Origin of the sequence: Pseudomonas sp. CFBP 13719 (genome assembly GCF_014842095.1) — a bacterium.
In the GTDB taxonomy this organism is placed as follows: domain Bacteria; phylum Pseudomonadota; class Gammaproteobacteria; order Pseudomonadales; family Pseudomonadaceae; genus Aquipseudomonas.
The window spans coordinates 1-12,410 of sequence record NZ_JACYVB010000006.1 but is presented as its reverse complement, the minus strand read 5'-3'; the positions used below and the strand labels follow the sequence as shown (position 1 = coordinate 12,410).

At 61.3% G+C, this 12,410-nt stretch carries 13 protein-coding genes; 4 read left to right on the top strand and 9 right to left on the bottom strand.

From position 1 onward, the window contains the following. A complete protein-coding gene (locus IFT57_RS18225; protein WP_122794785.1) occupies positions 1-237 on the bottom strand; it encodes a DUF2789 domain-containing protein in 237 nt (78 codons plus the stop codon). A gap of 198 nt (positions 238-435) precedes the next feature. Beyond that, positions 436-597 (bottom strand): hypothetical protein, encoded by a 162-nt coding sequence (locus IFT57_RS18220; RefSeq protein ID WP_192152242.1) that lies wholly within the window; start codon positions 595-597, stop codon positions 436-438. A 151-nt stretch (positions 598-748) separates the two neighbouring features. Here IFT57_RS18220 and IFT57_RS18215 point away from each other — a divergent pair, with 151 nt between their 5' ends. After that, entirely contained in the window at positions 749-1,216 is a 468-nt protein-coding gene (locus IFT57_RS18215; RefSeq protein ID WP_122794784.1) for a hypothetical protein, read from the top strand. Positions 1,217-1,286: 70 nt separating this feature from the next. Continuing rightward, positions 1,287-2,303 carry an ABC transporter substrate-binding protein gene (locus IFT57_RS18210; protein ID WP_192152241.1) on the top strand — a complete coding sequence of 339 codons (1,017 nt, stop codon included), beginning with the start codon at positions 1,287-1,289 and terminating at the stop codon, positions 2,301-2,303. 1 nt (position 2,304) lies between these two features. Here the strand turns inward: IFT57_RS18210 and IFT57_RS18205 are convergent, their stop codons facing one another. Genes IFT57_RS18205 through IFT57_RS18180 form a run of 6 tightly spaced genes read right to left on the bottom strand, consistent with a single transcriptional unit; the run spans position 2,305 to position 8,368 of the window. Next, complete coding sequence (locus IFT57_RS18205; RefSeq protein ID WP_122794782.1) at positions 2,305-2,673, bottom strand: Na+/H+ antiporter subunit G; 369 nt, start codon at positions 2,671-2,673, stop codon at positions 2,305-2,307. Then, positions 2,670-2,948 (bottom strand): K+/H+ antiporter subunit F, encoded by a 279-nt coding sequence (locus tag IFT57_RS18200; RefSeq protein WP_122475789.1) that lies wholly within the window; start codon positions 2,946-2,948, stop codon positions 2,670-2,672. Before IFT57_RS18200 ends, IFT57_RS18205 begins: the two co-directional genes overlap by 4 nt. After that, positions 2,945-3,433, bottom strand: a complete 489-nt coding sequence (locus IFT57_RS18195; RefSeq protein ID WP_192152240.1) for a Na+/H+ antiporter subunit E — start codon at positions 3,431-3,433, stop codon at positions 2,945-2,947. The genes IFT57_RS18200 and IFT57_RS18195 overlap by 4 nt, the downstream gene beginning before the upstream one ends. Next, on the bottom strand, positions 3,430-5,109 hold the full coding sequence (locus tag IFT57_RS18190; RefSeq protein WP_192152239.1) for a monovalent cation/H+ antiporter subunit D: 1,680 nt from the start codon (positions 5,107-5,109) through the stop codon (positions 3,430-3,432). The genes IFT57_RS18195 and IFT57_RS18190 overlap by 4 nt, the downstream gene beginning before the upstream one ends. Then, positions 5,106-5,450, bottom strand: coding sequence for a Na+/H+ antiporter subunit C (locus tag IFT57_RS18185; protein WP_043186251.1), 345 nt, complete (start codon positions 5,448-5,450; stop codon positions 5,106-5,108). The genes IFT57_RS18190 and IFT57_RS18185 overlap by 4 nt, the downstream gene beginning before the upstream one ends. Then, entirely contained in the window at positions 5,450-8,368 is a 2,919-nt protein-coding gene (locus IFT57_RS18180; RefSeq protein WP_192152238.1) for a monovalent cation/H+ antiporter subunit A, read from the bottom strand. Before IFT57_RS18180 ends, IFT57_RS18185 begins: the two co-directional genes overlap by 1 nt. Before the next feature lie 190 nt (positions 8,369-8,558). Between IFT57_RS18180 and IFT57_RS18175 the strand changes: the two genes are divergently transcribed. Together IFT57_RS18175 and IFT57_RS18170 are read left to right on the top strand one after the other, a co-directional pair. Next, positions 8,559-9,122 (top strand): helix-turn-helix domain-containing protein, encoded by a 564-nt coding sequence (locus tag IFT57_RS18175; protein WP_122794778.1) that lies wholly within the window; start codon positions 8,559-8,561, stop codon positions 9,120-9,122. A 154-nt stretch (positions 9,123-9,276) separates the two neighbouring features. Next, positions 9,277-11,085 carry an aminopeptidase P family protein gene (locus tag IFT57_RS18170; protein ID WP_192152237.1) on the top strand — a complete coding sequence of 603 codons (1,809 nt, stop codon included), beginning with the start codon at positions 9,277-9,279 and terminating at the stop codon, positions 11,083-11,085. Positions 11,086-11,094: 9 nt separating this feature from the next. On the opposite strand, the gene rhtA is transcribed toward IFT57_RS18170, so the two are convergent. Further along, positions 11,095-11,976, bottom strand: coding sequence for a threonine/homoserine exporter RhtA (gene rhtA / locus IFT57_RS18165; RefSeq protein ID WP_192152236.1), 882 nt, complete (start codon positions 11,974-11,976; stop codon positions 11,095-11,097). Positions 11,977-12,410 lie beyond the last annotated feature (434 nt).

Here is a 12,410-nt window from a genome sequence, read left to right as displayed (position 1 = left end):
TTACGCCTGAGGATGCAATGCCACGTTGAGCTCATCGACGATGGGCGCCCATTCTGCGTCGCTGTGCAGCTCTTCTTTCAAGAAGTTGCGTTGCTGTTCACTCCAGAAGGGCGCATCCACCAGCTTGGTGTCTTGATCCAGCTGATGCTCGGCAATGAATTTCTGAATATCGGCCTCGTCGCTGGCCAGGCCCAGTTGATCGAAAAGGCCAGTAATGCTTGGGTTCGGCAGATCCATGATGACTCCTCTGCGGCCGTTTCCAGCCATGATTGAAAGGTTACCCAGTATCTGAGGCGAGGGCCTCGCCAGAGTTCGCTTGCGCTGCCGGATTTGTCTGCAGCACAGACGGCCAGAGGCATAGGTCTTTGCACTGCTTTGCGTCCGCGCCGCAGCCATGCAACAAACTTCTTGACCAGGCCGGGGTTCGATTCGGTACTATTCGCGGCAGATCACCGTCATGCGCATCATCGCCCGGATCATGTTGGTCGCCGGTTGCTCGATACAGCCCCGGCGCCGCTCAGCCACACATGTCCAGGCCTGCCTTTTTCCTTCGCGGTCATCGGCAATTTTCCCTGCAGCAGGGTCGACGCTGCGCATCCCGGATCAAGGTTCGATCCTTTAGTCTTTCGTTAGCAGGTCGGTAGCAGTCATTGCACGTGCCGCCGACCGTTCGGCGCTCCCCGCGTCTTCAGGTTATTACCACGCGAACTGCGTTCGGTAGTCTGTGTTTCGATTTGAGGATTCATCATTGGCAGTAAGTAATCTGGATATGCACGCACTCTTTGTGCTCGGCGACTTGCGTGCGAAGTTGGTCAAACTTTTTCATTCGCGTTTCGTCTATGTCACCGAACAAAGCGCGGAAGGCATCTATATGGCCGAACTCGACACCGAGTCCGCACTGGTGGTCGATGACAAGCCCAGGCTAGAACTCAAAGTCGGCGACCATTTTCGCGCTGCGGTCCTGCCCAGCCGCGAAGGTGGCAAGTTCGAACTCAAGTTTCGCGACATCAAGCTTACCGTTTACGGGCTCGGCGAGTATGCCTTCGTCAGCATGGCGCAGGGCGAGGGCATCGTGTTCAAGGAAGGCCAGACAGTGATGCTGGTGTTCGCCGCCCACGAGCGCATCGAGGAAAACCTCGGCAAGACCTTGAAGGCGGCAACCGCCAAGGCGGCGAAGTGGCGCAAGGGCGAGTTGACCTTCAAAGCCAGCGAGTAACACCCCGGGGAACCTGCGCTACAGTAAGGTGACTTACTCACGTCATCGACTGTTTACCGAGGAACCCCGCATGAAAGGACTACGTGCCTGGCTGGCTGCTTGTGGCGCCGGCTTCTGGCTATCGACCGCAGCCATCCCGGCTCACGCGCAACCGGCGCCCATTCATTTTGCCGATCTGAACTGGGAAAGCGGCAGCTTCATCACCGAACTGCTGCGCTATATCGTCGAGAAGGGTTACGACCTGCCGACCGATACTCAACCCGGTACGACCATCACCCTGGAAACGGCCCTGGCCAAGAATGACATCCAGGTCATCGCCGAAGAGTGGGCAGGGCGCAGCCCGGTATGGGTCAAGGCCGAAGCCGAGGGCAAGGTCATCGGTGTGGGTGATACCGTCAAGGGTGCCACCGAGGGCTGGTTCGTTCCCGAATACGTTATCAAGGGGGACCCTGCCAAGGGCATCAAGCCGCTCGCGCCCGAGTTGCGCAGCGTCGCCGACCTGGCGCGCTACAAGGACGTCTTCAAGGACCCGGAAAGTCCCGACAAGGGCCGCTTCCTCAACAGTCCAATCGGCTGGACATCCGAAGTCGTCAACGCGCAGAAACTCAAGGCGTACAAGCTGACGGACGACTATGTCAATTTCCGTTCGGGCTCCGGCGCTGCGCTGGATGCCGAGATCGCATCGTCGATCCGCCGCGGCAAACCGGTACTCTTCTATTATTGGTCGCCGACGCCGCTGCTGGGGCGTTACAAGCTTATCCAGCTCGAAGAGCCGCCGTTCGATGCCAAGGCCTGGGGCACGCTGACCGATGCCGACAACCCTGCGCCGCTGCCGAGCCGCTCGCTGCCCTCGAAGTTGTCCATAGGGGTGTCGAAGGCGTTTCAGCAGGAGTATCCGCAACTGGTCGACTTCTTCGCCAAGGTCGACCTGCCCATCGATCCATTGAACAAGGCCTTGGCCGACATGAGCGAAGCCCGCACATCGCCTCGCCAGGCCAGCGAAGCCTTCATGAAGGATCATCCAGACGTGTGGAAGGCGTGGCTACCTGAAGACGTCGCCAGCAAAGTCAGCGCTAGCCTCAAGTAACTCAGTGACCACTGTCGCTGCGGTGGCTGCTGACTTCGGCAGGCACCGCTTCCCCCGCTGTACGCTTGCGGAACAGCGCGGCCCGGGCCAGCAGCAGCGTGGTCACTGGCACGGTGATCGATAGCAGGATCGGGATGAGCCAGGCATGCACCACTGGCCCGTGCTTGAGCCAGGAAAAGTACAGGATCGAAGCCAGCGCTACGCACCATGCGCCCAATGTGGACGCCAGCGCGGGCGGGTGCATGCGTTGAAAATAGTCCTTGAAGCGCAGCAGCCCCAAGGCGCCGGTAAATGCGAATACGCTGCTGGCCAGCAATAGTATAGCTGTGGCCACCTCCACCCAGAACGGCAGGACCTGTACCGAGTTCATTCGATGACTTCTCCACGCAGCAGGAATTTGGCCAGCGCAAACGAGCCTACGAAACCGAACAGGGCGATCAGCAGCGCTGCTTCGAAATAGGTGTCGCTGGCGTAGCGTATGCCCAGCACCAGCATGACCAGCATGGCCAGGATATACAGGTAATCCAGGGCCAGTACCCGATCCTGGGCCGACGGCCCCCGGAACAGTCTCACCAGGGTCAGCAACATGGCCAGGGCAAAGATGAACAGGCTCGCGACAATGGCGTTGGACAACAATGCGCTCATTGAAAAATCTCCATCAGCGGGCGTTCGTAGGTGTCTTTGAATTCCTCGATGAACTGCGCTTCGTCATCCAGATCCAGCACATGCATCAGCAGCACGCTGCGATCCAGCGCCAGCTCGGACCACACGGTGCCGGGAATGACGGTGGCGACGGCCGCCAGGGCGGCAAGGCCGTTGGCATTGTGCAGTTGCAGCGGAATCTCTACGAAGGCCGAACGGGGCGCGCGAACGTCCATGGTCCAAACCCGCCAGAACACTTGCAGGTTGGAAACCAGTACGCCGCCGCCCACGCGCAGCAGCAGTTGCAGCACCACCATGGGCCGACGGATCCGCACTGCCTGGGGCCGCAGCGGAGACATCAGCAACGGCGCCAGCCAACCAAGCAGCACGGCGAGCAGCAGGTTCCCGGCACTCAGGGACACATTGAGCAGCAGCCACAACACGGCGAGGGCAATCGACAACAGGGGGGCGGGTAACAGGCGATTCATGGTTCACCCTCCAGGCTGGCAGCAGTCGGGCTGGGTATCGGCTGAGCACCCAGCACGGTCATCACGTATTGCTTGGGGTCGTCGAGCATCGCCGCCGTGTCCGCCGTGTACCGCAACAGTGGCTCGGCGCGCATCGCCAGCACGACGCAAAGCCCCAGCAATACCATGATTGGCACGCATTCGTTGAGCCGCAGCAACGGTGAAGGCCGCTCGTGGGGCGTCCAGAAGCGCTGCATGCCGACCCGCGCCAGCGCGATCAACGAGGCCAGTCCGGAAAGGATCAGCAACGCCAGATAGGCCCATGCTGTCGCACTCAAGGTCTGCTCGCTGGCAACACCCAGACCCTGCGGGTTGAACAGTGCAGAAATCAGGTTCAGCTTGCCGATGAAACCGGAGAGCGGCGGCATGCCGATGATCAGCAGTGCGCAGGCAATGAAGCTCAGGCCCAGGAAAGCCATGGTCCATGGAATCACCTGGCCCACCACGGCTTTCTGCTCGTCATCCAGGTTGATGCCCTTGGGCGGATGCAAAGCCTCGACCGCTGCCGGCAGCGGATCGGCATCGTATTCCAGAGGGATCTCGTTGGCCGAGCGCGAACGCTCGATCAGCTCGGCCAGCAGGAACAGGGCGCTGAGCGCCAATGTCGAGCTGACCAGATAGAAGAGTGCGGCGCCGATCAAGCCGCTCTGCCCGAAACCGATGGCCGCCAGCAGGATGCCCGCCGAGACCATGATGCTGAGGCTGGCCATGCGCTCCAGGCGCTGCGCCGCAACGATGCACACCGCGGCCACGGCGATGGTCGCCAGCCCACCGTAGATCAACCATTGGCCGCCGAAGTGCGCCGAGGCACCGGCCTGTCCGGAGAACAACAGGGTCCACAGTCGCAGCAGGGTGTAGAAACCCACTTTGGTCATGATGGCAAAGAGAGCCGCAACCGGCGCACTGGCGGCGGAGTAGGCCGGCACCAGCCAGAAATTCAGTGGCCACATGCCCGCCTTGGCCAGGAAAGCTGTCGCCAGAATGGCCGCACCGGCATGCAGCAAGCCGCGATCCGCCTCGGGCACCAGCGGAATCTTCAATGCCAGGTCCGCCATGTTAAGGGTGCCCGTGACGCCGTAGATCATTGCTGCGCCGATCAGGAACAGCGACGAGGCCAGCAGGTTGATTGCGATGTAGTGCAGGCCTGCCGACACCCTCGCCCTGCCGGAACCGTGCAGCATCAGGCCGTAGGACGCAGCCAGGAGCACTTCGAAGAACACGAACAGGTTGAACAGGTCTGCGGTCAGGAACGCTCCATAGAGCCCCATCAGCTGGATCTGGAACAACGCATGGAAGCTGGCGCCGGCCCGATCCCAGCGCGCCATGGCGAACAGCAGGGCACAGACCCCGATGATGCCCGTCAGCACCAGCATCAATGCCGACAGTCTATCCACTACCAGCACGATACCGAATGGCACCTGCCAGTTGCCGGGCAGGTACACGCCAATCGAGCTGGCCTGGCCTTGATCCTGCACCCACCACATCAGGTAACAGGCTATCGCCAGTCCCATCATGCTGGATATGACGTTGATCCGTGCTTTCAGCGGGCGGTGTTTTTCTCCGAGCAGCATCATCAGCGCTGCCGTGAACAGTGGCAGGATGATGGGCGCAACGATCAGATGGGGCATCCAGCTCATTCCTTGGGCTCCCGGCCGTCTACGTGGTCAGTGCCGGTCAGGCCCCGCGATGCCAGCAACACCACCAGGAACAGCGCGGTCATCGCGAAACTGATGACGATGGCCGTCAGCACCAGTGCCTGGGGCAGGGGGTCGGTGTAGTTGAGCAGGTCCTGCGGCACCCCTTCCTTGATGATCGGCTCTTTGCCGATGAACAGGCTGCCCATGCTGAAGATGAACAGGTTGACTCCGTAAGACAACAGGCACAGGCCCATGACCACCTGGAACGTCCGCGGACGCAGGATCAGCCAGACACCTGACGCAGCCAGGACGCCGATTGCGATTGCAATCACTTCTTCCATCAGACGGCTCCTTTTGGGGCAATGCCCTTGGGCAGGCTGGACGGCCGATGACCGCGCACCGACTGGTGACCCAGGGCGGTCAGAATCAGCAGGGTTGAGCCCACCACCACGGTAAATACACCAATGTCGAAGAACAGTGCGCTGGCCATATGCAAATCACCCAGCAGCGGCAAGTGGACGTGCGCCGTATGCGTTGTCAGGAATGGATAGCCCAGTGCAATCGCTCCCAATCCGGTGACGGTCGCGAACAGCAACCCAGTACCCATCCAGCGCAACGGACGCAGACGCATCTGGGCCTCGACCCACTGCGTGCCTGCCACCATGTACTGCAGGATGAACGCTACCGACAGCACCAGGCCGGCGACGAAGCCGCCGCCCGGTTGATTGTGTCCGCGCATGAACAGGTACATCGACACGATTACGGCCACCGGCAGCAACAGGCGGACCAGAACCGCCGGAACCATCATGAAGCCCAGCGCCGTATCGTCCGCGCCACGTGGGTTGATGAGGTCGGTTACCACGTCAGGCGCCAGTGAGCGCTGCTGCGCAGGCAACTGCATGCTTTCCTTGGGTGGGCGGAAGCGTCGTAGCAGGGCGAACACGGTCAGCGCCACGGCCGCAAGAACCGTGATCTCGCCCAGGGTGTCGAAGCCGCGGAAATCCACCAGCATTACGTTGACCACGTTGGTCCCGCCGCCCTGGGGCAGGGCACGGCTCAGGTAGAACTCGGAAATGAAGTTGGGTGTGGCGCGGGTGAGCATCGAATAGGACAACAGCGCCATGCCGCCGCCCACGACCAGGGCCAGCACCAGATCGCGCAGACGCCGCAGCTTGGCGCGATCCAGGGTGGCTCGCGACGGAGCGACTTCCTCGATCCGTCGGGGCAGCCAGCGCAGCCCCAGCAATATCAACACCGTGGTCACCACTTCGACCACCAGTTGCGTGAGCGCCAGGTCGGGCGCCGAGAACCAGACGAACGTGACGCAAGTCATCAGCCCGCATACGCTGACCATGGTCAAGGCGGCCAATCGATGGTATTTCGCCTGCCAGGCCGCGCCAAGCGCGCAGGCAATGGCGATCAGCCAGAGAATCACGAAGACACCCGACCCCGGGATTTTGGGTCGATCACCCCAACTCAGGCCGCTGTACAGCATCGGCGCCATGCCTGCCAACACGGCTACCAGTACCAGCATGAACAGCTGCGCCTGCAGGCGTCGGGTAGTCAACAGCAGTTCCGCCCTTCGCGCCAGCCGCATCATCACCACCTGCGAACGCTCGAACAGGCGCTTGCCATTGAACCGTTCGATCACCGGAGGATAACGCAGGCGACCGTGACGGAACTGGTTGCGCAACAGTACATACAGCAGCACCCCTGCACCCATTGCGATCAAGCTCATGACCATCGGCGCGTTCCAGCCGTGCCAGATCGCCAGGCTGTATTCGGGCAGCTCACCGCCCACCACCGGCAATGCCGCTGCGGCAAGGAAAGGCGCCACCGATTGCGCGGGAAAGATGCCGACCACCAGGCAGGTCAGCACGAGTAATTCCACCGGCGCACGCATCCAGCGTGGTGGCTCGTGGGGAACGTGGGGCAGATCGGTCGCTTTCGGACCGAAGAAGACGTCCACCGTGAAACGCAGCGAATAAGCGACGCTGAAGATACCGGCCAGCGTTGCCACCACTGGCAGAGCGATCTCGACCCAGGCGGTGGAGCTTATGAAGACCGTTTCCGCGAAGAACATTTCTTTGGACAGGAAGCCGTTCATCAATGGCACACCTGCCATGGATGCGCTTGCGACCATGGCCAGCGTGGCCGTAAACGGAATGAGACGAAAAAGCCCACTCAGGCGGCGTATGTCCCGCGTGCCGCTCTCGTGGTCAATGATGCCCGCTGCCATGAACAGCGACGCCTTGAACGTCGCATGATTGAGAATGTGGAACACCGCCGCCACGGCGGCCAGCGGGCTGTTGAGCCCGAGCAGCAAAGTGATGAGGCCCAGGTGGCTGATCGTCGAGTAGGCCAAGAGGCCTTTCAGGTCGTTCTGGAACATCGCCGCATAGGCGCCCAGCACGAGGGTACATGCCCCCGCGCCGCTCACTATCCAGAACCATTGTTCGCTTCCCGACAGCGATGGCCACAGCCGCGCCAGCAGAAACACCCCGGCCTTGACCATGGTTGCCGAGTGCAGGTAAGCGGAAACCGGTGTTGGCGCTGCCATTGCGTGGGGCAGCCAGAAATGAAACGGAAACTGTGCGCTTTTGGTGAGCGCGCCCAGCAGGACCAAGGTCAGCATGACCGGATACAGCGCGTGCGCGCGGATGGCGTCGCCTGCAACGAGCACCTTGTCCAGATCGTAGCTGCCGACGATATGACCCAGCAACAGCACCCCGGCCAGCAGGCACAGGCCACCCGCGCCGGTCACCATGAGCGCCATGTAGGCGCCGCGGCGTGCATCGGCGCGATGATGCCAGTAGCCGATCAGAAGAAAGGAGAACAGGCTGGTCAGTTCCCAGAAGAACACCATCTGGATCAAGTTGCCGGAGATCACCAGGCCGAGCATGGCGCCCATGAAGGCCAGGAAAAAGGCGAAGAAGCGTGGTACGGGATCCTGCGGAGACATGTAGTAGCGCGCATAGAGCGCCACCAGCGTGCCGATGCCCAGCACCAGCAGGGAAAAGAGCCAGGCGAAGCCGTCCAGGCGTAGCACCAGGTTGAGCCCGAGACTGGGCAGCCAGAGGAATTCCTCGCGTATCACACCGCCGTTGGCGATTTGCGGATACAGCATGGCTACCTGTACCGTGCCGACCAGGGCAACCAGTCCAGCCAGAAGCGACTCGGCGTTGCGCGCGTTGTGCGGCAGAATGGCTGCCACGCAACTGCCTACGAAGGGCAGAAGCAATAGTACTATCAAGGACATAGGCTTCTAATCTGCAGGAATATTGAAAACGATCATACGGGGTCACTGGGTGATCACCAACCCGCAAGCTGTGGCAGAATCGTACAGGCATGCTGTAACGACTTGTTTTTTTATGACAAATTTTTACCACCGTTAGCTCCGCCAGGATTGTGTCGATCAGCGGGGCTACACACAGCGAGCGCGAATCCCTTTGGTCAAAGACCCCAGTTCCAAGGCTTCGGTGCTTCAGCATGTCAGCCACAACGTGCGCCGCCTGCGTCAGGCCGCCGGACTTTCCCAGGCGGCTCTCGCGGAACACTCCGGTGTCAGCCGCCGCATGCTGGTGGCCATCGAAGCCGGTGACAACAACGTCAGCCTGACCACCCTGGATCGCGTCGCGCAAGCGCTGGATGTTGCCTTCAGCGACCTCATCCAGCCCGGCGAGAACCGCGACCCCAGCCGTATCAACGAGCTGGCGTGGGTCGGCACCTTGCCGGGCAGCAGGGCTGTGCTCCTGGCCAGTACGGTGGCCAGCAAGGAGGTAGAGCTCTGGGAATGGCTGCTGCAGCCTGGCGAATCCTACGCATCGGAGGCGGACGCCGAGGGTTGGAGCGAACAGATCTACGTCTGCGAGGGACGCCTCACCGTCATATTGGCGGGCCGCACCCGTGAACTGGCGGCCGGTGAGTTTTTCGTCTACCCAAGCAATCAGCCCTACGCGTACCGCAACGACAGCGAAACGGCGGTCCGCTTCGTCCGTAACGTCGTCATCTGAACGCCTCAAGGCTGCAAGGTGACCGCAACGGTGTCGAGAGGTGCGAAGCGTCCTTGCCCGAGGTTGCCCCGCGCTGCTGCCTTCGCCATTATTCGCCTACAAGATCTGCCTACAAGATCCGCCTACAAGATCCAGCACCCGAACCGGAGCCCGAATGAGCCTGACACCTTCCGCCAGCTTTCCTGTTGCCGAGCGCTTGCGCCACATGCGCGCGCTCATGCTCCGCGAGGGCATAGATGCCTTGCTGGTACCTTCGGCGGACCCACATCTATCCGAATACCTGCCGGAGCACTGGCAGGCCCGCCAATGGTTGTCCGGGTTCCAAGGTTCGGTCGGAACCCTGATTGTGACCGCCGATTTCGCCGGTCTCTGGGCCGACAGTCGCTATTGGGAGCAGGCGCGGGTCGAACTCGCCGACAGCGGCATCGAGTTGGTCAAGCTGATCGCAGGGCAGCCGGGCCCACTGGATTGGTTGGGCACTCAGGTGCGCGCAGGCGGTACGGTTGCGGTCGACGGCGCGGTCATGGCAATTGCCGCCGCACGGCAGTTGCGAGAAAAGCTCCAGCAGACAGGTGCGTCACTGCGTACCGATACCGACCTTTTCGCTCAGGCCTGGCCCGATCGCCCGGCACTGCCTGCGCAACCGGTCTACGCACACGCCGCACCCTACGCCGTGCGCGAGCGCGGTGAAAAACTGAAGACGCTGCGTGAGCAGATTCAGGCGCACGGGGCTCAGTGGCATCTATTGGCAACCCTTGACGACATCGCCTGGCTGTTTGACCTGCGCGGGTCGGACGTACCCTATAACCCGGTCTTCGTCGCATTCGCCTTGATCGGCGAGCGTTCGGCGACCTTGTTCACGGCAGGGTCCAGGGTCGATACCGCCGTGCGTGACAGCCTGGCGCAGGACGGCATAGAGGTTCGCGAATACACCGATATCGCGTCGGCCCTTGCCGCTATACCGGTAGGCGAGAAGCTTCTGCTCGATCCGGCTCGCGTCACCGTTGGCATCATCGAAAACCTCGGCGCGGGCGTGGCCCTGATCGAAGCACTCAATCCGACGACCCTGAGCAAGTCGCGCAAGACTGCACCTGAAGCGGAGCATATCCGCCATGCCATGGAGCAGGACGGGGCAGCGCTGTGCGAGTTCTTCGCGTGGCTGGAGGGCGCCTGGGGGCGTGAACGGATAACCGAGTTGACCATCGACGAGCGGCTCACGGCGGCGCGCACACGTCGGCCAAACTTCGTCTCGCTGAGCTTCTCGACCATCGCGGCGTTCAACGCCAACGGCGCGATGCCGCATTACCGCGCCACCGAACAGGCCCATGCCGTGATCGAGGGTGACGGTCTGCTGTTGATCGACTCCGGCGGGCAGTACCTGGGCGGTACCACCGACATAACCCGGATGATTCCGGTCGGTACGCCAACGCCGCAACAGCGGGCGGATTGCACCAGGGTTCTGCAAGGGATGATCGCCCTGTCACGCGCCACTTTCCCCAAGGGAATCCTTTCGCCCTTGCTCGATGCCATCGCACGCGCGCCCATCTGGGCCGATCAGGTCGACTATGGACACGGCACTGGTCATGGGGTGGGTTATTTCATGAATGTCCACGAAGGGCCGCAGGTCATTGCCTATCAAGCCCCGACTACACCGCAGACAGCCATGCTGCCGGGCATGATCACGTCGATCGAACCGGGCACCTACCGTCCCGGGTGTTGGGGTGTGCGTATCGAGAATCTGGTCCTCACCCGCGAAGCCGGGCAAAGCGACTTCGGCCAGTTCCTCGACTTCGAAACCTTGACCCTATGCCCGATCGATACGCGCTGCATAGATGTTCACGAGTTGTCGACAGCAGAGCGCCGATGGCTCAATGACTATCATGCTGAAGTGGAGCGGCGAGTGGCACCGCTGCTGGCAGGCGCCTCCCTGGCGTGGCTGCGGGAGCGTACTCTGCCGGTGTGAAAAGCCGGGTCAGTCCGCAGCCACCGCAGGAGCGTGTTCAGCGCGAATCGTCAACGTGGCCCCGACAGAGGCCATGATGATCGCGCCAATTGCCAGCCATTGGGTAGTGCTCAGCACTTCATGCAGGAACACCAGCCCCGACAACGCGCCAATGGCCGGCTCCATGCTCATCAACGTGCCAAAGGTGCGGGCCGGCAGGCGGGTCAGCGCGACCATCTCGAGGCTATAGGGCAGCGCCGTGGACAGGATTGCCACGGCGATGGCGGTCGGCATCAGCGCCATGTCGAGCAACGCGGTGCCCGCGTGCGCGATGCCGATCGGCGCGATGAACACCGCCGCGATCATCACCCCCAATGCGGCAGTCTGTACGCCATTGTCGGCGCCGGCCTTCTGGCCATACAGGATGTACAACGCCCAGCACACGCCAGCACCCAGCGCATAACAGACGCCGACTGGATCAAGCCCGGCCTCGGCCTCGCCTATGGGTATCAACAACAGCAGCCCGACGACCGCCAGAGCGACCCAGGCAAAATCCACAGCCTTGCGCGAAGCCAGAATGGCTACCGCCAATGGCCCAGTGAACTCCAGGGCCACGGCGATCCCCAGCGGGACGGTGCGCAGCGACATATAGAAGAGCAGGTTCATGCAGCCCAGGGCGATACCGTAGATCATCACGGTCTTCAGCGTCGTCCAGGTCAGCCGGGCGCGCCATGGGCGCAGCAGTACCAGCATGAACAGGCTGGCGAAGATCAGGCGCAAAGCGGTCGTACCTTGTGCACCTATCAAGGGAAACATGCCCTTGGCCAGCGAGGCACCAGTCTGGATGGACGCCATGGCTATAATAAGAAGAGCGATAGGGTAGAGCTTGGTGGTCAGCGAAGGCGGAGTCATGTGTCGGCTACTTGGCAGATGTGAAAGGCATGCGTGCGGCGTATCATGGCCAAGGCGGATGAAATGAGCAATATATTGCCCATTTTATATTTCTTGAACTTTATCCGTATTGGCTATTGACGCTCGCCAGAATCGCTCTATAATTCGCCCCACTTCCGGCGCAGCCGAAACGATAAACTCTTTGTTAATCAATGAGTTGTCCGTTTCAGAGAGCTGGAGAGGTTTCGATCTTCAAGGTCGGAAGCGGTGAAAAAGGCAGTTGACAGCAGTTTGAAACGCTGTAGAATTCGCCTCCCGCTGACGAGTGATCGAAGCGAGTCAAGTGTTTGAAGTTGTTCAGGTTTCTGGCCAAATACTTCAAAATAAACACTTGACAGAAAGTGAGGCTAGCGTAGAATGCGCGCCTCGGTTGAGACGAAAGAATCAACCCACCG

What these genes read in the sequence shown, in the direction of transcription:
- IFT57_RS18225 (WP_122794785.1), bottom strand. Translation starts at nt 237, where the DNA reads ATGGATCTGCCGAACCCAAGCATTACTGGCCTTTTCGATCAACTGGGC.
- IFT57_RS18220 (WP_192152242.1), bottom strand. Translation starts at nt 597, where the DNA reads ATGCGCAGCGTCGACCCTGCTGCAGGGAAAATTGCCGATGACCGCGAA.
- IFT57_RS18210 (WP_192152241.1), top strand. Translation starts at nt 1,287, where the DNA reads ATGAAAGGACTACGTGCCTGGCTGGCTGCTTGTGGCGCCGGCTTCTGG.
- IFT57_RS18205 (WP_122794782.1), bottom strand. Translation starts at nt 2,673, where the DNA reads ATGAACTCGGTACAGGTCCTGCCGTTCTGGGTGGAGGTGGCCACAGCT.
- IFT57_RS18200 (WP_122475789.1), bottom strand. Translation starts at nt 2,948, where the DNA reads ATGAGCGCATTGTTGTCCAACGCCATTGTCGCGAGCCTGTTCATCTTT.
- IFT57_RS18195 (WP_192152240.1), bottom strand. Translation starts at nt 3,433, where the DNA reads ATGAATCGCCTGTTACCCGCCCCCCTGTTGTCGATTGCCCTCGCCGTG.
- IFT57_RS18190 (WP_192152239.1), bottom strand. Translation starts at nt 5,109, where the DNA reads ATGAGCTGGATGCCCCATCTGATCGTTGCGCCCATCATCCTGCCACTG.
- IFT57_RS18185 (WP_043186251.1), bottom strand. Translation starts at nt 5,450, where the DNA reads ATGGAAGAAGTGATTGCAATCGCAATCGGCGTCCTGGCTGCGTCAGGT.
- IFT57_RS18180 (WP_192152238.1), bottom strand. Translation starts at nt 8,368, where the DNA reads ATGTCCTTGATAGTACTATTGCTTCTGCCCTTCGTAGGCAGTTGCGTG.
- IFT57_RS18170 (WP_192152237.1), top strand. Translation starts at nt 9,277, where the DNA reads ATGAGCCTGACACCTTCCGCCAGCTTTCCTGTTGCCGAGCGCTTGCGC.
- rhtA (WP_192152236.1), bottom strand. Translation starts at nt 11,976, where the DNA reads ATGACTCCGCCTTCGCTGACCACCAAGCTCTACCCTATCGCTCTTCTT.